Consider the following 24,321-nt stretch of genomic DNA (forward strand, 5'->3'; position numbering starts at 1 on the left):
CTCCGGTGCGAGCACGACAGCGAGACTAGCCGATCCGCCGCGCCCTCCGCCCGCCACACACAACCGGCGCGGTCGCCACCGAAGTGGCGACCGCGCCGGTCTGCGTTGATACGGCGGTTACGCCGAGGCGGCCACCACTTCGGCGGCTTCGGCGGTTTCGGCCTTCTTGCGTCGGGTCCGCTTCACCGGAGCCGCGGTCTCGCCGTTCGTGGCGGTGGCCGGTTCGGCGACCTCCGCGACGGCGACGGCCTTGCGAACTCGCTTGCGCGGGGCTGTTTCGGCCTCCGGTGCGGCCTCGGTGGTGGACGCCACGGCCTTGCGAGTGCGCTTCGCCGGTGCCTTCGGTGCCTCGGCGACCGTCGCGTCGGCAGCGCCCGCTTCGGCATCGGCCTTGCGGGTCCGCTTGCGCGGGGCGGCCTTCGGGGCCTCTTCCACGACCTCGGTGGCAGCGGCCTTGCGAGTGCTCTTGCGGGCCGTCTTCTTCGGCGCTTCGTCCGAGGCGTCGGTGACCGCCACGGCGGTTTCGGCCACCTCGGCGGTTGCGGCCTTTCGGGCCCGGCTGCGCGGAGCCTTCAGTACCGGCTCGGCCGAATCAGCCTCGGCGGCAACCGATTCCACCGCAACCTCGGCGGTTTCGGCCGCGGCCTTGGCAGTACGGCGGGTGCGCTTGGCCGGAGTCTCGGCGACCTGCGCCGCCTCGGCCACGACCACCTCGGCCTCGACCGGCTTCGCCGCCTTACGGGTCCGCTTGCGCGGCGCCTCTTCGGCGACCGGCTCGGCAACGGTGGAGGTCTCGGCGGCCGACCCCTCGACCACAGCGGCCGATTCGGGCCGGACGGCCTTGCGGGTGCGCTTGCGGGGCGCGTCCGCCGCGGCGGTATCTGCCACCGCAGCCGAATCCTCCACGACCGGAGTGGATTCCGAGGGGGCGGCCTTGGTGCTGCGACGCTTGCGCGGCGCGGGCGACTCCTCGGTCGCGGCGACCTCGGTGGTGGCCGCCGCATCCGCCGGCACGTCGGCCTTCGCACGGCGAGTCCGGGTGCGACCGTTGCCACTCGGGTCGGAGACCGGCTCGGTGACGACGGTGTCCGCCGCCGCGGTGGCGGTGTTTGCCACTGCCGGGGCGGTGTTCGCTGCGGTGGTGACGGGAGCCTCGACGTGCGAGAACAGCCCGGTGGAAACGGTGGTCGGCGTGGCGGCCGGGGCGTCGACCGCCTCGATGACGCCGGTGACCGGGGCGGCACCGTTGCTGTTGTCGGCAGAGTTCCGACCGCGGCGGTTGCGGGTGCGGTTGCGGCGGGAGCCGTTGCCGGACTCGGGCGCGTTGGCGGTGGAAACCTCGGTCGCGGTGGAAACCTCGGGTGCTTCCGCGGTGTCGGTGACCGTCGCGGCGACCTCGGCCTGGGCGTTGCCGCCCCGGCCGCGGCGGCGGCGGCGCTTGCGGCGGCCCGACTTCTCCGGGTCGGCGGTCGAATCGCCTTCGGCGGCAGGGGCTTCGGTGGTCACCACCGTGGTCTCACCCTCGGCCGCCTGGCCACCGCGGGTGCGGCGGCGGTTGCGGGTGCGGGGGGTGCGGCGTTCGCGCTCGACGACGACGGACTCCTCGTCGCGGTCGCGCTCGACGGGACGCTTGCGGACGATGCCGGTGACGCCCTCGGGGATGCCGAGTTCCGCATACAGGTGGGGGGAACGCGAATACGTCTCCACCGGCTCGGGGATACCCAGCTCGAGCGCCTTGTTGATCATGGCCCAGCGGGTGAGCTCGTCCCAGTCGACCAGCGTGACGGCGACACCCGTCTTGCCCGCGCGGCCGGTGCGGCCGATGCGGTGCACGTAGGTCTTCTCGTCCTCGGGGCACTGGTAGTTGACGACGTGGGTGACGTCGTCGATATCGATGCCGCGGGCGGCCACGTCGGTGGCGACCAGCACGTCGATCTTGCCCTCGCGGAACTTCTTGAGCGCCTTCTCGCGCGCGATCTGCCCGAGGTCGCCGTGCACCGCGCCGACGGCGAAGCCGCGCTCGGCCAGATCGTCGGCGACCTTCTGCGCGGTCCGCTTGGTGCGCGCGAAAATCATGGTGGCGCCACGGGTTTCGGCCTGCAGGATGCGGGCGACGAGCTCGCTCTTGTCCAGCGCGTGCGCGCGGTAGATGAACTGCGCGATGCGGTCGTGCACCGCCGACTCGTGATGCTCCTCGGCCCGGATGTGGGTGGGCCGGTTGAGGAAGGTGCGGGCCAGGGTGATGATCGGCCCCGGCATGGTGGCCGAGAACAGCATGGTCTGCCGCTGCTCGGGAACCATGTTGAGAATGCGCTCGATATCGGGCAGGAAGCCCAGGTCGAGCATTTCGTCGGCCTCGTCGAGCACCAGGACCTGGACCTTGCCCAGGATCAGGTGGTTCTGCTGGGCCAGGTCCAGCAGGCGGCCGGGCGTGCCGACGACCACGTCGACGCCGCTGCGCAGCGCCGCGATCTGCGAGTCGTAGGGGCGGCCGCCGTAGATGGAGGTGACCCGGACCTTGGTGCCGGTGGCGTCCTTCAGGTACTTGGAGGCGTTCTCGAGATCCTCGGTGACCTGCATGCACAGCTCGCGGGTCGGCACGATGACCAGGGCGCGCGGGGTGCCGTCGAGGGTCTTGGTGCCGGAGCCCTCGGAGGCGATGCGGTGCAGCAGCGGCACGCCGAAGCCGAAGGTCTTGCCCATGCCGGTGCGGGCCTGTCCGATGAGATCCTCACCGGACAGCGCGAGCGGCAGGGTGAGTTCCTGAATGGCGAAGGTGCGTTCGATGCCGAGTTCGGCGAGGGCCCGGACAATTTCCGGCCGCACGCCCAATTCGGCGAAAGAAGGAGCGAGGTGGGTGTCGTCGAGTTCCGCGGTCAGCAGCGTCTCCGCCACACCCGGTTCCTGCTCTACGGTGATCTTGCTCAGGGTTCTTGCCTTTCCTCGTTTATCGCGTCTCGCGCGCACGAGGCGTGGGGCGGACCCGGACGGTCCGCGACGACCACTTGATCCGTTTCTCGCCGCTGCTGGGATGCCTCTCCGGTGGATGGGCGTCGACCTGGCGCGGCGGTGCAGTGTTGCGGATCGGAGTGCGCGCACATTTTCTCTGGACTACGGGCATGAATTTCCGCCGTCCGCGGAGATTGTAGCGTGATACGGCCTTCGCCCTGATTTCCGCCACCGCTAATGTGCAGCGTTATTGCGCTGGTAGGCGCGCATATCGAGCGGATGGGCGCACCGATCCATCGTTTCGCATTGGCGTTAATGATTGCGGCGCACCATAATTCGTCCGGAGTGGCCGTGCGGGCTCGGGGCGCGGCAGTTGAGTTGCTCACATGAGTGATACGCCGTGTACCACTATCTGCGAAGGTTGTGCCGTGAGCTTGGCAGACACCGTGACTACCGCCGCCCAGAATCTGTGGGCACTGACCTTCGGCGACGGCATCTCAGCCCCCGAACCGACCCCGTCGACGGTGCTGTCCGACGCGCCGCATCGCGAACTGCGCCGCTACGACGGTGCGGGCGCCGAGGATCCGGCCGTGCTGCTGGTGCCGCCGCTGGCCGCGCCCGCCTTCTGCTTCGATCTGAGCCGCGAGCAGAGCCTGGCCCGCTTCCTGCTGGAGTCCGGCCGCGCGCCCTACCTGGTCGACTACGGCGACATCACCTTCGAGGATCGTCGGATGGGCTTCGAGACCTGGATCGAGGACATCCTGCCGGAGGCCATCCGCCAGGTGTCGGCCGATCGTGGCGGGCGTCCGGTGGATCTGGTGGGCTGGTCGATCGGCGGCACGCTGGCGCTGCTGACCGCCGCGGCCGACCAGACGCTGCCCATCCGCTCGGTGACGGCCGTGGGCGCGCCGCTGAGCTACGACCACATGTTCGGCGCGCGCGAGCTGCGCACGCTGGCCCGCCTCGACGGCGGCCGCACCGCGACCGCCGCCATTCGCGCGGCCGGCGGGGTGTCCGCGCAGTTGACCCGGATCGCTTACCGCGCGACCGCCTGGGAACGAGAACTCAAGCGGCCCTACTTCATTGCCAGCAATCTCACGGACACCACGACGCTTGCCCGGATGGAGACCATCGACCGGTTCCAGAACGCGATGCCGGGTTATCCGGGCCGCTTCTACAACCAGCTGTGGGGCCGTTTCATCCTCAACAACGACATCGGCAAGGGCGTTGTGCACCTGGCCGACCGCGAGATCGCGCTGGCCGACATCACCCAGCCGGTGCTGCTGGTGGGCGGCCCGAACGACGCGATCACCGCGGCCGCCGCCGTCGAGCACGGCACCGAGACCCTGACCGGTTCGGCCGAGGTGCGCTACGAGACCGCCCCCGGATCGCACCTCGGCATCCTCATCGCCCGCGACACCACGTGGATGTACCTGGACAAGTTCCTGCGCGACCTGGCCTGATCACGTGATCCGGCCCGATCACGCGTTCGGATACGGCCGTAAGGCGGGCCAGGACTGCTGATTCAGCCGTCCCACACTGTATTTCGGGACCACGACGTCGACGATCTCGCGTGCGATGAGTTCGTAGACGGCCTGGGTGGGGTGGGCCAGATCGCTGGTCGTGAGCGCTCGCCGGATGGCCGGTGGCGTCGCGTCGGCCATGCCCAGATAGGGCACGGGGCCGTGGTCCTGGGCCAGCCGGGTGAGCTGGAACGCGGCCGCGTTGTCCGAGACGTGCTGCATGAACTGGCTCATCGGCACGAAGGTGATATTGGCCGGGGTCGCGCCGGGCCCGTCCTTCGGGCCGGGCGCGGGCCAGTGCCCGGCCAGATATTGCAGCGCGTCATTGAATTTCGCGACGTTCTTCACCGCCTGCTCGACCGAGGCGTCGCCCTTGTCGGCGGCCTTGTCCTGGAACCGGACCGAGACCAGCGGACTGGGCAGGTCGACGAGTACGAAATGCTCGAGCGACGGATTGGTGGGCAGTGAACTCGGGATCAGATTCACCAGCGAGCAGATATCGCGGATGATCGGACCGATTCCGGTGCCGGATTTGGCGCTGTTGTCGTCGGGGACAGGCCGCCCGGCGGTGATGAGGTCGTTGAGCCCGATCCAGAGGATGTGCAGGGTCGCGCCCGGATACTCGTTCTGGGACATGCCCTGCGCGGCCGGTGGCGGGTTGTTCAGCATGGCGCGGCGGGCCGCGATGTACTTCTCGACCTGTGGTCGCAGGTGGCCGAGCCCGCCTGCCTTGTCGGCGGTGTCGTCGGCCGCGACCGCGCCACCCTCGGCGTAATTGGCGTAGAACACGGGGAACCGGGTGGCGTTGCTGGTGCTGCCCAGTACCAGCGAGTCGCTGGTGAGCTGGCGATGCGGTGCGGTGGCGTCCTCGGTTTCCTTCCTGCTGGCCCGGATCAGCGACTGGCCGCCGATCCATTCGACGACGAAGTCGGTCCAGTTCTTGCCGTCGCTGTAGCGGCCGACCTCGTTGGTGCGCATCTTGCCGACGGCGCGGGCGAACATGCCGGCGGGCGATTCGCGTTTGATGCCGATGTCGGAGAGGCTGTCGCCGAGGATGACGAGGTTCTGGATTGGAACAGGCATGGCGGACTCCTGCCGGGGTGGTGCCCTGTCCGGCCCTCCGAGTCGACCGGTAGGTTTGTGAATAGTACTGTGGCACAAGGCCATTCGAGCTTTTCGAGCGTAAGCCTGATGATGTGTCACCGATGGGCGAATGCTCGTCATTTTCTGCCGCTAGGGTGGGGTCTCATGGGAGCAAACTCGTCCACTGCGCTCGGCGCCGCGTCGGAGTCGTCCGACGGTCGTATTTCCGCCGAACATCCCGGAGTCACCGACCTGTTCGCGGTTCTCGCCTACGGCGAGATCTCCGCCTTCTACCGTCTCGCCGAAGAGGCCAAGCTCTCCCCGAGCCTGCGCGGCCGGGTGGCCGTCGCCAAGATGGCGGGCAACGAGATGGAGCATTTCAAGACGCTCGAGGCGGCCCTGGCCGATCGCGGCGTGGACGTCTTCGACGGCATGGCCCCGTTCGTGCGGGCGCTGGACGCCTATCACGCCTCCACCGACCCCTCCACCTGGCTGGAGTCGATGGTGAAGTTCTACGTCGGTGACGGCATCGCCGCCGACTTCTACACCGAGATCGCCGGCGCCCTGGCTCCCGAGGTCGCCGACGTGGTGCGCGATGTGCTGGCCGAGACCAGTCACTCCGAGTTCGTGATCGAGGAGGTGCGCACCGCGGTCGAGCAGAACCGGTCCGAGCGGGACCGGCTGGCGCTGTGGGGCCGCCGCCTGCTCGGCGAGGCCATCACCCAGGCGCAGTACGTGATGGCGCAGCGCGATGAGCTCACCGAGTTGGTGCTCACCGCCACCGGCGACCTGAGCGGCATCGCGACCCTCTTCGAGCACATGCAGAACAGCCATGCCGAACGCATGCGGGTGCTGGGTCTGGCCTGACCGCTCGCTCCCATCTGTTCGCTGACAGCGCAGGCGGTCGCGGGCGGCCGCTGTCGCGGCTGCGCTAGCGTGATCAGGACAGCACTAGGACTCTAGGTTCGGAGGTTGGCCGTGGAGGTCAAGATCGGCATTTCGGATAGCCCGCGTGAGCTCGTCATCAACAGCTCGCAGACGCCCGCCGAGGTCGAGGCGGCCGTTACCGGCGCGCTGCAGGGTGAGGGTGGCGTCGTGGCGCTGACCGATGAGAAGGGCCGCAAGTTCCTGATCCAGGCCAGCAAGGTCGCCTATGTCGAGATCGGGACCCCCTCCTCGGGCCGGGTCGGCTTCGCGGCTGTCTGAACCGGACACTCCAAACTCTCTGGAACATAAAGAAATTGCCCCGCCCATCTACTGGGCGGGGCAATTTCTTTCTCTTTGTTGGGGTTTCAGGGGTTTACCCCTGAGAGCCTCGAGAGTTGAGAGAATTATTGTCTCAGTCGATCGGATGCAAGGGCACGTGCTTGAGCCCGCCCCAGCAGAGCGCGACGGTGGTATCCACCGCGTCATCCTTGGGAATCGGGCGATCGGCCTCGAGCCAGTAGCGCGCGCTGAGCTGGCTGGCGCCGACCAGGCCGACCGCGAGCACGCGGGCCCGGTAGGGGTCGAGACCGGAATCGTGTGCGACGAGGTCGAAGACCGCGTCCACGCACGCCTCGGTGGCCTGCTCGACGCGGCGCTGCACCTGCGGCTCGTTGGTCAGATCGGATTCGAAAACCAGTCGGAAGCCCTGGGTTTCGTGATCGACGAAATCGAAGTACGCCTGCACGGCGGCGCGCACGCGCTGCTTGTTGCTGGTGGTGGAGCGCAGGGCCTGGCGGACGCTGGAGACCAGCGCGTCGACATAGTTCTGCAGCACGGCCAAGTACAGCTCGAGCTTGCTCGAGAAGTGCTGGTAGAGCACCGGTTTGCTCACGCCGGCGCACTGCGAGATCTCATCCATGCCCGAGGCGTGATAGCCGCGCTGCACGAAGACCTCGCTGGCCGCGGCGAGTAGCTGTGCCCGGCGCGCCTCCCGAGGCAGGCGGGTGCCGCGCTTGCTCGTCGCCTCGGATGACATGCGGTGCGAAGTCATCCGGTCCACGAGGTCAGTCATTTCCGATCTCCCAGTTGATTCCCGGCGGGAAGGATGTTCACCGGGCGGTATCCACCGAACGATACTCGCTCGGGGGGCCGGTGCAGATCCAGGTTCCGAATATTGTGGCGTCGATTATGCGAGGCCGATCACAACTGTGTAGCACATCTCCCGAATTGTGAGATCTGCCCCATTGGGGTGAGATATCTCGCAGCAATACCGGACCCCAACCCCGCGCCCGAGTGCATCGGGCCGCACTGTGAGAGTCTGTCTGTCGTGACCGACCATGGGGGTAGCGATTCCGGCGGGCGTGGAACCACACGCCGGGGCAGACCCACCGGGCCGATCTACGATCCGCTCGGTTTGTATTCCGACACCGGCACATCGCAGACCGGCCCGTCGGTATCTCCGGCGGTGCAGACCCCGGTCGCACCGGCCCCGATGCCGCAGGTTTCCTCCCATCAGCCGCTCCGGGCGCGCTGGGACCCCACCGCCCCGCCCGCCGACGGCCCCAACCGGCAGCGCCCCGACCGCGAGACCAAACGACAGAGCCCGCTGGGCCGCTTCGTGAACACCTACGGCTGGCGCGCCTACGCGCTGCCCGTGCTGCTGGTGATCACCGTCCTGGTCGCCGTGGATGCCTTGCGCCACACCGGCGACAGCGACACCGGGCTCCCCGGCTTCGGTCATCTGAGCGCGCACACCGACAAGCCCAGCGGCATCTACGGCGGACCCAAGGGCGACGGAAAGTACGCGGTGGACCTGCCTTCCGGCGTGGTCCCCGCGGGCGGCTCCTACACCGACACCGGCAAGGGCAGCTGGCATGTGGTGCCGGGCACCACCGGTCAGGTGGGCACCGGCTCCGAACACGTCTTCAACTACACCGTCGAGGTGGAGGACGGCGTGGACACCGCGAGCCTCGGCGGCGACGACGCCATCGGCAAGATGATCGACGCCACGCTGTCCAATCCCAAGTCCTGGACCCATGATCCGCGTTTCGCCTTCCATCGCATCGACACCGGCACCCCGGATTTCCGCGTCTCGCTCACCTCGCGCGACACCACCCGCAAGTCCTGCGGATTCGAGATCCCGATCGACTCCTCCTGCTACAACGCCGATCTCGGCCGGGTGCTGTTGTCGGAGGTGCGGTGGGTGCGCGGCGCGCTCTCGGACGAGGGCGATGTCGGGTCGTATCGGCAGTATCAGATCAATCATGAAGTGGGACATGCCATCGGCTATCACGAGCATCAGCCGTGCGAGACCGACGGCGGCCTGGCGCCGGTGATGATGCAGCAGACCTTCGGGATCAAGAACAACGACATCGCGAAGCTCGATCCCGAAGGCGTGGTGCCGATGGACGGCAAGTCCTGCCGCTTCAACCCCTGGCCGTATCCCCGCGGATAGGGGTCGTCTTCCCCTGGATCGCGGCGCGTCAGGCCGCCGCGGCCACCGGTTCGGCGGCCGGAATCGCCGAACTCCGTTGCCGGACAGTGACACCCAGGCCCACCAGGGCTCCCAGGCCCGCGCTCGCCGCGCTGGCGAGAATCGCGGCCCGGAAGCCGTGCTGCACCGCGAGCGTGCTGCCGTAGCCGCCCGTGGCGGTGAAAACCGCTGAGGTGACGGCGATTCCGAGGCTGCCGCCGAACTGCCGGGCGGCGTTGTAGATGCCCGATGCGGTGCCGATGGCCTCCGGTTCGACCGAGCTGATGGCGGCGTTCTGCACGGCGGGCATGGCGGCCGAGATGCCGACCCCCGCGAGCAGCATGGGCACGACCAGGGCCGGGTACCCTGCGCCGGTCCCGGCGGCCAGCGCGATCCAGCCGAAGCCGACGGCCGCGAGCAGCAGGCCGCTCACCACCAGCCGTCGCTCACCGACGCGGGCCATGCTCGACCCCGCGAGCGGCGCGATCACGAAAAGCGTTGCGGTCCATGGCAGCAGCCGCAGGCCCGAGCCCAACGGACTGTTGTGCAATCCGGCCTGCAAGTACTGGGCGAAGAAGAACGCGGTGCCGAACAGCGCGGCGGTCATGAGCACGCCCGCCAGATTGGCGGCGCTGAAACCGCGATGGGTGAACAGCCGCAGCGGAATCATCGGCTGCCGGGCCCGCGACTCCCAGCCGACGAAGGCGGCCAGTAGCGCCACCCCGCCGAGCAGCGCGCCCAGCACCTCGGCGCTGCTCCAGCCGCTGGTGTTGCCGCGGACCAGGCCCAGGATCAGGCCGAGCACGCCGAGGCCGGACAGTACGACGCCGACGAGGTCGACATCCCGTGCGGGCCCGGTGCTTTCGGCCGCGAAGCGCCGCACCAGCGGGATCAGCGCCAGGCCGATCGGCACATTGAGCCAGAAGATCCACTCCCAGGTGAGTCCTTGCACGACCGCGCCGCCGACCACCGGTCCGCCGAGGATCGCCAGACCCACGACACCGGAGAAGATGCCCATGGCCTTGCCCCGCTGCTCGGGCGGGAACGCCACCCCGACCAGTGCGAACGAGGCGGGCATGATCATCGCCGCGCCCGCCCCCTGCACCGTGCGGGCCGCGATGAGCCACCCGATGCCGGTGCTCAGCGCGCAGGCGGCCGAGGCCGCGGTGAACAGCACCAGCCCGGCGATGAGCAGGCGGCGGCGGCCGAATCGATCGCCGAGCACGGCGGCGGTGAGCAGCAGTACGGCCAGGGCGAGGGTGTAGGAGTTGAGCGTCCAGCCGAGCGCCTCCAACGAGGCGCCGAGCTCGACGCGAATGGTGTTGAGCGCGGTGGTCACGACGAGCGCGTCGAGCCCCACCATGAGGGACGCCACCGAAGCTAAGGCGAGCGTCCAGCGCTGATGCGTGGTCATGGGGTGTTGCCTTCCAGGCGGAGAGGGATGTCACCGGTACGTACTCACCGCCCCGCGAAAACTCATCGCCCTCGATGTCGCGGACCCGCTCCGCTCGCCCGCGTCCTCTCTCGGCGCTCGCGGGACGCCTGGACCGAGGCGTCGTTCCGACGTTCGGTGATGAGGGATTCGCGCTCTCCGGACGATCGCGGAGGCCGACGTCGCGGCACCGTCGCAGCGGGCAGCGAGCCGTGCGTGCTGGCAAGCGCGACACAGAGGGCGACCGCGCCGACCAGGTGCCGGTAGGAGGCTGATCCGAAGGCCGCGGCCATCTCCGCGCTCGACGGGGCGGCCGTTCCGTCGCTCGATGGAGTAGACGTCCCGTCGCTCGACGGGGAGCCGTTGCCGTGCTAGCAAGGTGGGATGACCGCCACTGTCGACGACGTGGTCGCCGTCGCCGATGCCCACCGTTCGGAACTGCTCGCCTACTGCTACCGGATGACCGGGTCGCTGCATGATGCCGAGGATCTGGTGCAGGAGATCCAGGTGCGGGCGTGGAAGGCGGCGGAATCGTATGACCCGCAACGGGCTTCGATACGGACGTGGCTGTATCGGATCGCCACCAACGTCTGCCTGACCGCGCTGGCGAGCGCGAAGCGGCGGGCGCTGCCGGTGGATCTCACGCCGCCGAATCCGGCGTACGGCCCCGAACCGCTCGAGCGGTCACCCGAATTGCCTTGGCTGGAGCCGTTTCCCGACGCGCTGCTGGGTGATGGCGACCCGGCCGCGGTGGTCACGGCCCGCGAGAGCGTGCGGCTGGCGTTCGTGGCGGCGCTGCAACATCTTCCGCCGCTGCAGCGCGCGGTGCTGATCCTGCGCGACGTGCTCGCGTTGCGGGCCAACGAGGTCGCCGGATTGCTGGACACCAGCACCGCGGCGGTGAACAGCGCTTTGCAGCGGGCGCACGCGCAGCTGTCGGCGGTCCCGCCCGGCCCGGCCGAGCTCGGCGACGAGGAGCAGCGGGAACTGCTGAAGCGCTATGTCGAAGCCTTCGAGGCGATGGACATCGAGGCCCTGAAACGCGTCCTGCGGGACGACGCGATGCTGCAGATGCCGCCCATCCTGGCGTGGTTCGACGGCCGCGACGCGGTCACCGCGTTCCTGGCCCGGGTTTTCGCCCGCGACGGCGGCTTCCGTCTCATCCCGACCCGCGCCTGCGACCGCCCGGCCCTGGCCGCCTACGTCCGCCGCGGCGACATCTTCGAGGCCGCCAACCTGCACGTCCTCACCCTCGCCGAGGGCGGCATCACCCGCATGGACATCTTCCACGCCCCCGACCTGTTCCGCCTCTTCGACCTCCCCGCCTGGCTCTGACCTCCCCGCCCTCGAGGGGTTACAGGGTGTCGGCCCCCTGAGCGCACAACCCCCTCCAAGGGGTTTCAGGGGCGTCAGCCCCTGAGTGCCGACCCCTTCAGGGGGTTTCAGGGGCGTCAGCCCCTGAGAGTCTTCGAGAGTTGAACCTCCCCTAGGCTTGGGGAAGAACGCCGCATGTCCCGGTGTTGCAGCAATGGCCGCGAGTATCCGGCGAATTCGATTGAGGAGTCCGAAGACGTGTCATCGCATGCCTCCCTGCCGCCCCTGGTGGAGCCTGCGGCGGAGCTGACCCGGGACGAGGTCGCCCGCTACAGCCGCCATCTGATCATTCCGGATCTCGGGACGGTCGGGCAGAAACGTTTGAAGAACGCGCGCGTGCTGGTCATCGGCGCGGGCGGGCTCGGCTCCCCGGCGCTGCTGTATCTGGCCGCCGCGGGCGTGGGCACGCTCGGCATCGTGGAGTTCGACGAGGTCGACGCGTCCAACCTGCAGCGTCAGATCATTCACGGCGAGTCCGATATCGGCCGTTCCAAGGCCGACTCCGCGCGCGATTCGATTCTGGAGATCAATTCCGGAATCACCGTGGAGCTGCACAAGATTCGCCTCGAGCCCGACAACGCCATCGAGCTGTTCCGCCAGTACGACCTGATCGTGGACGGCACCGACAACTTCGCCACCCGCTACCTGGTGAACGACGCGGCGGTGCTGGCCGGCAAGCCCTACGTGTGGGGTTCCATCTACCGCTTCGAGGGCCAGGTCTCGGTCTTCTGGGAGGACGCCCCCGACGGTCGCGGCATCAACTACCGCGACCTGTACCCGGAGGCCCCGCCGCCGGGCATGGTCCCCTCCTGCGCCGAGGGCGGCGTGCTGGGCGTGCTGTGCGCGTCCATCGGCTCGATCATGGTGACCGAGGCGATCAAGCTGATCACCGGCATCGGCGACCCGCTGCTGGGCCGTCTGATGGTCTACGACGCACTCGACATGTCCTACCGGACCATCAAGCTGCGCCGCGATCCCGAGCGTGAGCCGATCACCGAGCTCATCGACTACGACGCGTTCTGCGGTGTGGTCTCCGAGGAGGGCCAGGCCGCCGCGATCGGTTCCACCGTCACCGCGCGCGAGCTCAAGGACATGCTCGACGCGGGCAAGGACGTCGCCATCATCGACGTCCGCGAACCGGTCGAATGGGACATCGTCCGCATCGAGGGCGCAACCCTGATCCCCAAGGACCGCATCCTCTCCGGCGAGGCCCTCGCCGAACTCCCGCAGAACACCCCGATCGTGTTGCACTGCAAGACCGGCATCCGCTCCGCCGAGGCCCTCGCGGCCCTCAAGAACGCCGGTTTCTCCGACGCCACCCACCTCCAGGGCGGAATCATCGCCTGGGCCAACCAGGTTGACCCGTCCCTGCCGGTGTACTGAGTCGGTTCCGAGTAATCGGGACGAGACAACTGGTTTCGGAAGGATCCGGGTAACTCCTTGGGTACCTCCGAAATTGGTTGGGCTCAGGACCGCCGGTCGCCGGCGGAACTTCGACGGCACCCGGGTCTGGCCTGAAGTCGCGGAGAGGCGGGTTGGGCATCATCGCCTGGGCCAACCAGGTTGACCCGTCCCTGCCGGTGTACTGAGCGAATAGGGGTCCGGGAGTACGACTTCCGGGCCCCTGCACTGCCTCGACCAGCAAAATTTCCGGCAACTTATCGAGTTCGTTCCGGGTGGTCGGTTATCCGGTGTGGCGTCCGATTCCCGCCTCTTTACGGCGGTACGGTACGCGCGTGACCATGACTGCTGTGGAACCTCCCGAGCATGTGCGCTCGACCTTCGGGTTGCGCGAGGAAGCGCCGGTTCCGCTGGGCAATTGGGACGGCGGCTGGCGACTCGGCGATGTGGTGCTGAGCCCGGTGACCGATCACGCCCGGGCCGCCTGGTCGGCGAAGGTGCGCGAGACGCTGCGGGTGGACGGGATCCGCTTGGCGCGTCCCGTGCGCGCCACCGACGGCCGTTATGTCGTCTCGGGTTGGCGCGCCGACACCTATCTCGAGGGGCTGCCCGAGCCGCGGCACGACGAGGTGGTCTCGCTGTCGCTGCGCCTGCATCAGAAGACGGTGCAGCTGGAACGCCCCCGCTTCCTGGCCGCGCAACCGGTGGCCCCGTGGGCGGACGTGGACGTGTTCGCGGCGTCGGATCGTGCTGCGTGGGAGGCGGTTCCGCTGCGCAGCCTGAAGCTGGGCGGCATGCTGCCGTCCACCTCGCCCGACGGGGACCGCAGCCTGACGCTGATCACCCAGCTGTCCACCCTGCGCAAGCCGGTGAGCACGCCCGCGCAGCTGGTGCACGGTGACCTGTTCGGAACCGTGCTGTTCGCGGGCGGTTTCGCGCCGGGTCTCACCGACATCACCCCGTACTGGCGGCCCGCCCCGTGGGCGGCGGCGGTGATCGTGGTCGACGCGCTGTCGTGGGGCGGCGCCGACGACGGTCTGCTGGAGCGCTGGGCGGATCTGCCGGAGTGGCCGCAGATGCTGGTGCGCGCGGTCATGTTCCGGCTCGCGGTCCATGCCCTGCATCCCCGGTCCACGCCGGAGTCGTTCCCGGGCCTGGCCCGCACCGCGGACATGATCCGCCTGCTGCTCTGAGCCTCGACACGAAAAGGGCCGCGCCGGGCGACGAATCCGGCGCGGCCTTTTCAATCCCCCGAGGGGAGGGGATCTTCGGAAGGCACGCTTCCAAAGTCTCTGGGCCTTCGGGGTTTCAGGGGTTTACCCCCGAGAGCCCCCGAGAGTTGGGCCCTCTACACGTTGGCGTGCGCCAGCGAGGGCGCCCGCCCCACGGCGAAGGACGACCGCAGGTAGAACCACCAGGTCAGCGCGCCCATGGCGAGGTAGGCGACCACATAACCCCAGAACGCCGGATTCATGCTGTGGTAGTGGGTGTTCGACAGCCGCAGCGCCTGCTGCAACACCCAGCCGCCCGCCGCGCCGACCGCGCCGATGACACCGATCGCCGCGCCCGCCTGCCGCTTCGCCGAGACCAGCGCCTCCGCGATGTCCCCGCCGGTTTCGGAGGCGCGCTTGCGCGCTTCGGCGGTGAAGATCATCGGGATCATCCGGTAGGTGGACCCGTTGCCGATGCCGCTGAACACGAACAGCAGCAGGAACGAGATCAGGTACAGCGGAAAGTTCTTGGCGGACAACGACGCCACGATGAGCGCGGCCGAGATCGCCATGCCGCCGAACACGTACAGCGTGATCTTCGCGCCGCTGAGCTTGTCGGCGATCCACCCGCCGAAGGGCCGGCTCATGGACCCGACGAGCGCGCCGAGGAAGGCGAGGTTGCCGAGCGTGCCCATCCAGCCGATCTTGGCCAGGCTCGGGAAGTTGGCCTTGAGCAGGGTCGGGAAGGCGAAGGAGAAGCCGATGAAGGACCCGAAGGTGCCGATGTAGAGGACGGCCATCACCCAGGTGTGCGGGTTCTTCAGGGCCGCCTTGTAGGACGAGCCGTCGGATTTCGCGCCGGAGAGCGAGTCCATGTAGCGCAGCGCGCCGAACAGGGCGATCAGGATGAACGGAATCCACATGAGCACCGCGAGGGTGATGCCGAACCGGTAGCCGCCCGGGTTCTTGGCGAAGATGTGCGTACCCAGGGTGATGATCAGCGGCACGAACAACTGGGTCTGTGCCACACCGAGATTGCCGCCCGCGGCATTGATGCCCAGCGCGGTGCCCTTCTTGCCTTCGGGGTAGAAGAAGTTGATGTTGGCCATCGAGGAGGAGAAGTTGCCGCCGCCGACACCGGCGAGCGCGGCGAGCACCATGAACACCCACATCGGTGTGCTCGGGTGGTTGATGAAGTAGGCGATGCCCAGGGTGGGGATCAGCAGCATGGCCGCGCTGAAGGCGGTGAAGGCCCGGCCGCCGAAGCGCGGGATGGCGAAGGTGTAGGGGACGCGCAGCGCCGCGCCGACCAGGGTCGGGGTGGAGGTGAGCAGCAGCGCGTTGTTCACCGCGTCGGGGTTCTTGGCGCCCAGGAAGGCGAATCCGGCCGAGCCCATGGCGGTCACGATGCTGGCCCAGATGACCCAGATGCTGAATCCGAGGTTCTCCGCGAACACGGAGAAGATCAGATTCTTGCGGGCTGTTTGTTTACCCCCGTTTTCCCAGAATTCATTGTTGTCCGGTTCCCACCGGTCGATCCACCGTCCGCGTCTCTGATAGGCGAAGGCGGTGTCCGGTGCCTCTACAACGGTTGCCATGAGCAGGTGTCCTCTCGGCTGTCGCGACCGCCCTCATCAATCGGTCCCCGGTCGTGGAGGGGAACCGGTGCGGTCGCGTCAACCGTAGGAAGTGCTTTTTACATCCGAATGGCTTTCGGTGACAGGAACGGTAATTCCAGCTCACTTTTCGAAGTTGTGAGCGGTGACGTTCCGGTTACTCGAATTTTGTATCAAGCGTCCGGTATTCGGCCATCAGCGAGTCGAGGAAGCAGTTGGCGGTGCGGGCCGCGCGTTCCGGATCGCCGTCGATGACCGCCTGCACCAGTTCCGCGTGCTCCTCGTGATAGGTCTCGCCCTCGCGTTCGGAGCGGAAGCGGATCCCCTCGGCGATGACGGGCAGCAGCGAATCGTAGAACTCCAGGTATACCGCATTGTGGCTGGCGACGACGATCGCGCGGTGCAGTTGCACGTCGGCCTCGATGGCGGCCTCGAAGTCGGTGTCCCAGAACCGGGTTCGATCCTCGACCAGTCGCCGCAGGGTTGCCATATCGGTCTCGTCGCGTCGCTTGGCCGCCAGCCGGGCCGCGGTGGTGTCGAGGGCCTGCCGTAGCTCGAGCAGATCGCGCTGATGCGCGTCGGCGAAATAGGACGACAGCGTCCCGCCGAGGCTGGAGGTGGAGATGACGTAGGTCCCCGAACCTTGTCTGCGTTCCAGCATGCCGGCGTGCACGAGCGCCTGGACGGCCTCGCGCACCGTATTGCGGCCGGTGCCGGTGAGTTCGGTGAGTTCGGGCTCGGTGGGGATACGCGAGCCGACGGCCCAACGGCCGGAACGGATTTCGGCACGAAGCTGCTCTGTCACCTGGGCGATGAGGCTCGTGCGCCGGACTGGTTGCACGGGGGACAGCGTACCCTGCCTCACATTCGTTGCATCACATCATCGGGTCATCCTATGATTTCGTGGTGACTGCGACGATGGATGAGACGATGACAACCTCGCGGGGGACCGCCCCCGCACCCCGGCGACCCGCCACCATCGATCGCACCCCGCTCCCGTCGCACGAACTCTCGAAGCGCTCGCTGTTCGAGGGCCGCGTCCTGGTCTTCGCCGCGATCGTGATGTCCGCGCTGACGCTGCGCGTGGCCGTCACCGCGTTCACCCCGCTGGCCGGGCGGATCGGCCAGGACATCGGCTATTCCACCGCCGTGGTCGGCGTCTTCGGCATGCTGCCGACCGCCATGTTCGCCCTGGGCGGGCTGATCACGCCGATCATCTCGCGTCGCCTGGGCCTGGAGATGACCGCGCTGGTGGCCATGCTGATGACCGGTGTCGGCCAGGTGCTGCGGGCCATCGTGCCCAATACCTGGGAGCTGCTGGCCTTCTCGGCCTTCGCGCTGGCCGGTATGGGCATCGGCAATATCGTGATCCCGCCGCTGGTGAAGCGGTACTTCTCCGATCGACTGGCGGTGCTCAGCTCGGTCTACATCGTGATGGTGCAGCTGGGCACGGTCTTCCCGGCGCTGATCACGGTGCCGATCGCCGACGCGCACGGCTGGCGGGTCTCGGTGGGCATGTGGGCCGCGCTGGCCTTCGCCGCCGCCCTGCCGTGGATCGCGGTGCTGCGGGTCCGCCGTCAGCGTGCTCGGGTCGACACCACCGAATTGGCTTCGGAGGCAACCGTCTTGCCGTCCGACGCGACGGAATCCGGCCGGGTGTGGCGTTCGCCGCTGGCCTGGGGCATGGCCTTCATGTTCGGCATGACCTCGCTGATCACCTATTCGCTGTTCACCTGGATGCCGACGATCTTCAGCGACGCCGGGGCCAGCGCCTCCTTCGGCGGCAGCATGGTCGGCATCTTCGCGCTGATCGGTCTGGTCGCCGCGCTGGGCGCACCGGTCGTGCTGGCGCGCATGGCCAATCCGTTCCCGATGGTGATCGGCTGCGCGGTGTTCTTCCTGATCGGCTTCGCCGGTCTGCTGTTCGCGCCGATGGCCGCCCCGCTGGTGTGGGTGCTGGCATTGGGTCTGGGCCCGTCGACGTTCCCGATGGCGCTGACCCTGATCAACCTGCGCACCCGCACGGGCGCCGGTTCGGCCGCGCTGTCCGGATTCACACAGGGCGTCGGCTACTCGGTGGCGTGCACCGGCCCGCTGCTGTTCGGTGCGCTGCACACGATGACCGGTGGTTGGCTGGCGCCGTTCGGCTTCCTGGTCCTCGCGGTCGTGGTGCTGATGGTCGGCGGCTGGGTGGCGTGCAAGCCGCAGCTGCTCGAGGACACCTGGAAATAAATTCACCGTTCGAGTTGCCGAGCCGTGAGGTTGGGATCATGCTGTGTGGCAGCGATCTCACCTCACGGCTCGAATTCTCGTTTTCAGGCAGTTCGTGACCGGCGGAAACCGTTGTGTCACATGGCCGAAACAAATGGCTACTTCTCACGCCGCGTTCCGGATATTCGTGAGCAACCGTTGATTTGACGGTCATTCCGCGCAGCATCGCCGCAATACCCGTTTTCTACCTTGGGGCCATCCAGATTTCAGGAGGGCCTCTTGTTGACGACGCTGACCCGCAAGCGCGACATCGAGCATTGGGATGCCGAGGATGTCGTGGCTTGGGAAGCCGGTGGTAAGGACATCGCGCGCCGCAATCTGATCTGGTCGGTGTTCGCCGAGCACATCGGGTTCTCGGTGTGGTCGATCTGGTCGGTCATGGTGCTGTTCATGCCGCAGGCCGTCTTCCACATCGACCCGGCGGGCAAATTCTTCCTGGGCGCCATCCCGACCCTGGTCGGCGGCTTCATGCGGATCCCGTACACCGTGCTCACCGCCAAGTTCGGCGGCCGCAACTGGACGATCGTGAGCGCGCTGCTGCTGCTCATCCCCACGCTGCTGACGCTGTACTTCATCAACCAGCCGGGCACCTCCTACACGACGTTCCTGATCGTGGCGGCCTTCGCGGGTCTGGGCGGCGGCAACTTCTCCTCGTCGATGTCCAACATCAACGTCTTCTACCCGCAACGGCTCAAGGGCTGGGCGCTGGGCATGAACGCGGGCGGCGGCAATATCGGTGTGCCGGTGGTGCAGTTGATCGGCCTGGCGGTGATCGCGACCCTGGGCAACGCCTACGGCAATGCCTCGGTGGTGTGCGCGGTCTACCTGGTGCTGATCGTGGTCGCGGCCATCGGCGCGGCGCTGTTCATGGACAACGTGCGCAACCAGAAGGCGGATCTGTCCTACATGGTCAAGGCGTTGCGGGTGCCGCAGTCGTGGGCCATCGCCTTCCTGTACATCGGCACCTTCGGTTCGTTCATCGGCTACAGCTTCGCGTTCGGGCAGGTGCTGCAGATCAACTTCAAGGCCGACGGCGCGAGCGTCGCCGCGGCCACCCTGCACGCCGCGCAGATCGCCTTCATCGGCCCGTTGCTGGGTTCGCTGGCCCGCCCGTACGGCGGCAAGTGGGCCGACCGCATCGGTGGCAGCAAGGTGACCGCAATTACGTTCGGCGCCATGACAATTGCCGCCACTGTGGTGGCCGTCTCGAGCACGATGGGCGATCACCGCGGCCATCTCGGTGGTAGCTTGATGGTTGCCATGGTCATCGGATTCACTGCCCTGTTCGTCATTTCCGGCATCGGGAACGGCGCGGTGACGAAGATCATCCCCTCGGTGTTCGAAGCCAAATCCCGTAGCCTGCAAGGTGATTCGGCACACCGCGCGGCCTGGGCGCAGAACGCCTCCGGCGCGCTCATCGGATTCGTCGGCGCCCTCGGCGCGCTCGGCGGTGTCGGCATCAACCTGGTGCTGCGCTCCTCCTACGCCTCCACCAAGTCCGCGACCACCGCGTTCTGGATCTTCATGGGCTTCTACGTGCTCTGCGCCCTGGTCTGCTGGGCGGTCTTCCTGCGCCGGCCGAGCTCGCGCGCCGCTGCCGAAGCCGATGTCGTCGTCGAGGCCGAATCGCTTGTGTTGCAAGCAGAGTCGGCCACCGATTCCCCGTCCACCTCGTCGGCTCGCGCCTGACGCCCATTCGCGAAAGAGGGACCGTCATGACCCACAGCATCGAACGCAAGACCGTTGTGGTGGTCGGCCACGGCATGGTCGGACACCGTTTCGTGGAGGCGCTGCGCTCCCGCGACGAGGCCGGGACCTGGCAGGTCATCGTGCTCAGCGAGGAGAAGCTGGCCGCCTACGACCGCGTCGGGCTCTCCTCCTACGTGGGCGCCTGGGAGGCGTCCGCGCTGGCGCTGCCCGGCAACGAGTACGCCGGTGACGATCTGGTCGAGGTGCGCCTGGGCGTGAAGGCCGACGCCATCGACAAGACCGACCGCAAGGTCACCACCTCCACCGGCGAGGTGATCGCCTACGACGCACTGGTTCTCGCGACCGGCTCGTACGCCTTCGTGCCGCCGGTCCCCGGTCATGATCTGCCCGGCAACTTCGTCTACCGCACCCTCGAGGATCTCGACGGCATCCGGGCCGCGGCCGAGGCGGCCGGTCCGGGCGCGGTCGGCGTCGTGGTCGGCGGCGGCCTGCTCGGTCTCGAGGCCGCCAACGCGCTGCGCCTGCTGGGCATGACCCCGCACGTGGTCGAGTTCAACAAGTGGCTGATGCCCGCCCAGATCGACGAGGGCGGCGGCGCGATCCTCGAAAAGCTGGTCACCGAACTGGGTTTGACCGTGCACACCGGGGTCGGCACCTCCTCGATCGAAACCGTCGAGGGCGCACCGCTTGCCGAGCGACTCAAGGTCAGCTTCTCCGATGGCAGCGAATTGTCCTCGGCCCTGGTGGTTTTCGCCGCCGGTGTGCGCCCGCGTGACGAGATCGCTCGCAGCGCGGGTCTGGCCGTCGGCGAGCGCGGCGGCGTCATCACCGACCTCGGCCTGCAAACCTCCGACCCGAACATCTACGCCATCGGTGAGGTCGCCGCGGTCGAGGGCGTCTGCTACGGCCTGGTCGCCCCCGGCTACAGCACCGCCGAGGTGGTCGCCGACCGCCTGCTCGGCGGCGCGGGCGAGTTCCCGGGCGCGGACCTGTCCACCAAGCTGAAGCTGCTCGGCGTGGACGTCGCGAGTTTCGGTGACGCGCACGGCCGTACCGAGGGCGCGCTGTCGGTGGTCCTGCACGACGCCGCCAAGGGCACCTACGCCAAGCTCGTGGTCTCCGACGACGCCGAGACCCTGCTCGGCGGTGTGCTGGTCGGCGACGCCACCCAGTACTCGGCGCTGCGCCCGCTGGTCGGCCGCCCGCTGCCTGCCGATCCGGCCGCGCTGATCTCCCCGGCCGGTGCGGAACTGGGCGCGGACGCGCTGCCCGACGACGCCCAGATCTGCTCGTGCAACAACGTTTCCAAGGGTTCCATCTGCGGTGCGATCGCCGACGGGGCGTGCGACGTGCCCGCCATCAAGAGCTGCACCAATGCTGGAACCTCTTGCGGCGGTTGCGTTCCCATGCTCAAGAAGCTCCTCGAGCAGTCGGGTGTGGCGGTCTCCAAGTCGCTGTGCGAGCACTTCACGCAGTCGCGCGCCGAGCTGTTCCACATCGTGCAGTCCACCGGCATCCGCACCTTCTCGGCGCTGATCGCCAAGTACGGCACCGGAACCGGCTGCGACATCTGCAAGCCGACCGTCGCCTCCATTCTGGCCTCCACCTCGAGCGATCACATCCTCGACGGCGAGCAGGCGTCGCTGCAGGACACCAACGACCACTTCCTGGCCAACCTGCAGAAGAACGGCACCTATTCGGTGGTGCCGCGCATGCCCGGCGGCGAGGTGACCGCCGAGCAGCTCATCACCATCGGCGAGGTCGCCAAGGAGTTCGGCCTGTACGTGAAGGTCACCGGCGGTCAGCGCATCGACCTGTTCGGTGCGCGGGTGGAGCAGCTGCCGCTGATCTGGAAGCGCCTGGTCGACGTCGGCATGGAATCCGGCCACGCGTACGGCAAGTCGCTGCGCACGGTGAAGTCCTGCGTCGGTTCCACCTGGTGCCGCTACGGCCAGCAGGATTCGGTCGGCATGGCGGTGCTGCTCGAAAAGCGTTACCGCGGTTTGCGTTCCCCGCACAAGCTGAAGCTGGCGGTGTCGGGGTGCGCCCGCGAGTGCGCCGAGGCGCGGGGCAAGGACGTCGGCGTCATCGCCACCGAGCACGGCTGGAACCTGTACGTCGGCGGCAACGGCGGCCTGACCCCCAAGCACGCGGTGCTGCTTGCGGGCGAACTCGACGACGAGACGTTGATCCGCTACATCGACCGCTACCTGATGTTCTACATCCGCACCGCGGATCGCCTGCAGCGCACCGCGCCCTGGCAGGAGGCCCTCGAGGGCGGACTGGACTACCTCAAGCAGGTGGTCTGCGAGGACAGCCTGGGCATCGCCGCCGACCTGGAGGCCGCCATGGCCAAGCACGTCGAGGGCTACAAGGACGAGTGGGCCGCGGTGCTCGAGGACGAGGGCAAGCTCTCGCGCTTCGTGTCCTTCGTGAACGCGCCGGAGGAGTCGGACCCGACCATCGGTTTCGACGACAGCGGCGAGCGCAAGGTGCCGGTGCTGCTCGGCATTCCGGAAATCCCGGTCGGTCTTCCGCAGGTCGCCGAGTCCGCCACGCACGGGAAATGACTGCTTAACCGCTAGGAAACAGGACGTCGGTACCAATAGGTACAGGCCGTTCGGAGGAGACTTACCGATGACCGTGATCGACACACCCGGCACCGCGACCAGCATTTCCGGCTGGACCCAGGCTTGCCGACTGGACTATCTGATTCCGGGCCGCGGCGTGGCGGTGTTGCTCAAGGGCGGTCGCCAGGCGGCCCTGTTCCTGACCGCCGACCAGACCTTGTTCGCGGTCGGCAATATCGATCCCTTCGGCCGGGCGGCGGTCATGTCCCGCGGCATCGTGGGCGACCGCGGCGGCTTGCCGGTAGTGGCCTCGCCGCTGCTCAAGCAGGCGTTCTCGCTGATCGACGGGCGCTGCCTGGACGACGACGCGGTGGCCCTGCCGGTCTACGCGGTGCGCGTGGAGAACGGTGTGGTCGCGGTGTCCAACGAACCTGTGGAGTTCCCAGGCGGTACGGCATGACCGAGGTCGACGGCGGTACCCCGCTCGCTGGATTCACGGTCGGCATCACCGCCGCCCGCCGCGCCGACGAACTCGGCACCCTGCTCACCCGCCGGGGCGCGAATGTCGTGTCCGCCCCGGCCATTCGGATCATTCCGCTCGCCGACGACACCGAGCTGGAACGCGTGACGCGCCAGCTGGTCGCCGACCCGCCGCAGATCACGGTAGCCACCACCGGGATCGGCTTCCGCGGCTGGATGGAGGCCGCGGAGGGCTGGGGCCTGGCCGAGCAGCTGTGCTCGACCCTGGCCGCTAACCGCATGCTGGCCCGCGGCCCCAAGGCCAAGGGCGCCATCCGCGCCGCCGAGCTGCGCGAAGAGTGGTCTCCCGCTTCCGAATCCAGCGCCGAGGTGCTCGATCACCTGCTGGCCCAGGGCGTCGAAGGCGTCCGCATCGCGGTGCAGCTGCACGGCGCGACCACCGAATGGGAGCCGGTTCCGGACTTCTGCGAGGTGCTGCGGATGGCCGGGGCCGACGTGGTCCCGGTGCCGGTGTACCGGTGGATTCCGCCCGAGGACCGCACCCCGATGGACCGCCTCCTCGAGGGCATCGTCACCGCCGGACTGGACTGCGTCACCTTCACCAGCGCCCCCGCGGTCGCCTCACTGCTCATGCGCGCCAAGGAAACCGGCCTGCTCGAGGCCGTCCTGCACGCCTTCCGCACCCGCGTGCTGCCCGCCTGCGTCGGCCCGATCACCGCGGCCCCGCTGGAAGAACTGGGCGTCACCACCTCCATGCCCGGCCGCGCCCGCCTGGGCGCGCTGGCCCGCCACGTCGCCGAGGAACTGCCCCGGCGCGCCAATCGAATTCAGGCAGCCGGGCACATGCTCAGCGTCCGCGGCGCCTGCGTCGTCGTGGACGGCCAGGTCCGCCAGCTGGCCCCCGCCCCCATGGCCCTGATGCGCTCGCTGGCCCGCCAGCCCGGCCGCGTCGTCTCCCGCGAAGATCTCCTCGCCGCCCTCCCCGGCGGCGGCGACGACACCCACGCCGTGGAGACCGCCATCGCCCGCCTGCGCGCGGGCCTCGGCACCCCCAAAGCCATCCAAACCGTCGTCAAACGCGGCTACCGCCTAGCCCTCGACCCAGCCGAATGCATCGACAACCCGCACCCGGACCCGGTGGTTCCGGCTGTCCGCCAAGGCTTCCCGACCCGTTCGCCGGGTCTCGGCGGCCGCCGAGAGATGCCCGCTCGTCCCACGACCCGGCGGCCCTTGCCCGAGGTGCCGCCCGCGACCGGCAGCGCCCGACGCCCCGCACCGCCGACCGCGGTGGGCGGTGCACG

17 protein-coding genes and 1 pseudogene are annotated in these 24,321 nt (G+C 68.4%); 12 read left to right on the top strand and 6 right to left on the bottom strand.

Going from position 1 to position 24,321, the window contains the following annotated elements:
- Positions 1–1,356 precede the first annotated feature (1,356 nt).
- A pseudogene (locus ACWELQ_RS07135) lies at positions 1,357–2,928 on the bottom strand (DEAD/DEAH box helicase); the annotation flags it as partial.
- 449 nt (positions 2,929–3,377) lie between these two features.
- On the opposite strand from ACWELQ_RS07135, the gene ACWELQ_RS07140 reads away from it, so the two are divergent.
- Positions 3,378–4,412: an alpha/beta fold hydrolase gene (locus ACWELQ_RS07140; RefSeq protein WP_452396131.1), complete on the top strand. Its 1,035-nt coding sequence runs from the start codon at positions 3,378–3,380 to the stop codon at positions 4,410–4,412.
- A gap of 18 nt (positions 4,413–4,430) precedes the next feature.
- Here the strand turns inward: ACWELQ_RS07140 and ACWELQ_RS07145 are convergent, their stop codons facing one another.
- Positions 4,431–5,555, bottom strand: a complete 1,125-nt coding sequence (locus ACWELQ_RS07145; protein ID WP_452396132.1) for an SGNH/GDSL hydrolase family protein — start codon at positions 5,553–5,555, stop codon at positions 4,431–4,433.
- A gap of 165 nt (positions 5,556–5,720) precedes the next feature.
- Here ACWELQ_RS07145 and ACWELQ_RS07150 point away from each other — a divergent pair, with 165 nt between their 5' ends.
- Together ACWELQ_RS07150 and ACWELQ_RS07155 are read left to right on the top strand one after the other, a co-directional pair.
- A complete protein-coding gene (locus tag ACWELQ_RS07150) occupies positions 5,721–6,422 on the top strand; it encodes a ferritin-like fold-containing protein (protein WP_452396133.1) in 702 nt (233 codons plus the stop codon).
- 111 nt (positions 6,423–6,533) lie between these two features.
- Positions 6,534–6,761: a DUF3107 domain-containing protein gene (locus ACWELQ_RS07155; protein ID WP_379362340.1), complete on the top strand. Its 228-nt coding sequence runs from the start codon at positions 6,534–6,536 to the stop codon at positions 6,759–6,761.
- A 133-nt stretch (positions 6,762–6,894) separates the two neighbouring features.
- Here the strand turns inward: ACWELQ_RS07155 and ACWELQ_RS07160 are convergent, their stop codons facing one another.
- Positions 6,895–7,554, bottom strand: a complete 660-nt coding sequence (locus tag ACWELQ_RS07160) for a TetR/AcrR family transcriptional regulator (RefSeq protein ID WP_452396134.1) — start codon at positions 7,552–7,554, stop codon at positions 6,895–6,897.
- Positions 7,555–7,974: 420 nt separating this feature from the next.
- Between ACWELQ_RS07160 and ACWELQ_RS07165 the strand changes: the two genes are divergently transcribed.
- Positions 7,975–8,937 (top strand): DUF3152 domain-containing protein, encoded by a 963-nt coding sequence (locus tag ACWELQ_RS07165; RefSeq protein WP_452396143.1) that lies wholly within the window; start codon positions 7,975–7,977, stop codon positions 8,935–8,937.
- Between the two features lie 28 nt (positions 8,938–8,965).
- On the opposite strand, the gene ACWELQ_RS07170 is transcribed toward ACWELQ_RS07165, so the two are convergent.
- Positions 8,966–10,369 carry a DHA2 family efflux MFS transporter permease subunit gene (locus ACWELQ_RS07170; RefSeq protein ID WP_452396135.1) on the bottom strand — a complete coding sequence of 468 codons (1,404 nt, stop codon included), beginning with the start codon at positions 10,367–10,369 and terminating at the stop codon, positions 8,966–8,968.
- Between the two features lie 402 nt (positions 10,370–10,771).
- Between ACWELQ_RS07170 and ACWELQ_RS07175 the strand changes: the two genes are divergently transcribed.
- The 3 genes from ACWELQ_RS07175 (at position 10,772) to ACWELQ_RS07185 (ending at position 14,355) form a co-directional block, all read left to right on the top strand.
- Complete coding sequence (locus ACWELQ_RS07175) at positions 10,772–11,722, top strand: sigma-70 family RNA polymerase sigma factor (protein ID WP_452396136.1); 951 nt, start codon at positions 10,772–10,774, stop codon at positions 11,720–11,722.
- A 237-nt stretch (positions 11,723–11,959) separates the two neighbouring features.
- Entirely contained in the window at positions 11,960–13,144 is a 1,185-nt protein-coding gene (moeZ, locus tag ACWELQ_RS07180) for an adenylyltransferase/sulfurtransferase MoeZ (protein WP_452396137.1), read from the top strand.
- A gap of 359 nt (positions 13,145–13,503) precedes the next feature.
- Positions 13,504–14,355 (top strand): TIGR02569 family protein, encoded by an 852-nt coding sequence (locus tag ACWELQ_RS07185; protein ID WP_452396144.1) that lies wholly within the window; start codon positions 13,504–13,506, stop codon positions 14,353–14,355.
- A gap of 155 nt (positions 14,356–14,510) precedes the next feature.
- Here ACWELQ_RS07185 and ACWELQ_RS07190 read toward each other — a convergent pair whose 3' ends face one another.
- Positions 14,511–15,971 carry an MFS transporter gene (locus ACWELQ_RS07190; RefSeq protein ID WP_452396138.1) on the bottom strand — a complete coding sequence of 487 codons (1,461 nt, stop codon included), beginning with the start codon at positions 15,969–15,971 and terminating at the stop codon, positions 14,511–14,513.
- A 175-nt stretch (positions 15,972–16,146) separates the two neighbouring features.
- Positions 16,147–16,830 (bottom strand): FadR/GntR family transcriptional regulator, encoded by a 684-nt coding sequence (locus tag ACWELQ_RS07195; RefSeq protein ID WP_452396139.1) that lies wholly within the window; start codon positions 16,828–16,830, stop codon positions 16,147–16,149.
- A gap of 221 nt (positions 16,831–17,051) precedes the next feature.
- Between ACWELQ_RS07195 and ACWELQ_RS07200 the strand changes: the two genes are divergently transcribed.
- The 5 genes from ACWELQ_RS07200 to ACWELQ_RS07220 form a co-directional block, all read left to right on the top strand.
- On the top strand, positions 17,052–18,221 hold the full coding sequence (locus ACWELQ_RS07200; protein ID WP_452396145.1) for an MFS transporter: 1,170 nt from the start codon (positions 17,052–17,054) through the stop codon (positions 18,219–18,221).
- A gap of 258 nt (positions 18,222–18,479) precedes the next feature.
- Entirely contained in the window at positions 18,480–19,949 is a 1,470-nt protein-coding gene (locus tag ACWELQ_RS07205) for a nitrate/nitrite transporter (RefSeq protein ID WP_452396140.1), read from the top strand.
- 38 nt (positions 19,950–19,987) lie between these two features.
- Positions 19,988–22,540 carry a nitrite reductase large subunit NirB gene (gene nirB, locus ACWELQ_RS07210; protein WP_452396146.1) on the top strand — a complete coding sequence of 851 codons (2,553 nt, stop codon included), beginning with the start codon at positions 19,988–19,990 and terminating at the stop codon, positions 22,538–22,540.
- 67 nt (positions 22,541–22,607) lie between these two features.
- A complete protein-coding gene (gene nirD, locus ACWELQ_RS07215) occupies positions 22,608–23,000 on the top strand; it encodes a nitrite reductase small subunit NirD (protein WP_452396141.1) in 393 nt (130 codons plus the stop codon).
- Positions 22,997–24,321, top strand: a 1,325-nt coding sequence (locus ACWELQ_RS07220) for a uroporphyrinogen-III synthase (protein ID WP_452396142.1), incomplete at its 3' end; no start/stop codon positions are given. The genes nirD and ACWELQ_RS07220, both read left to right, overlap by 4 nt.

This window comes from Nocardia sp. NPDC004722, assembly GCF_053601505.1.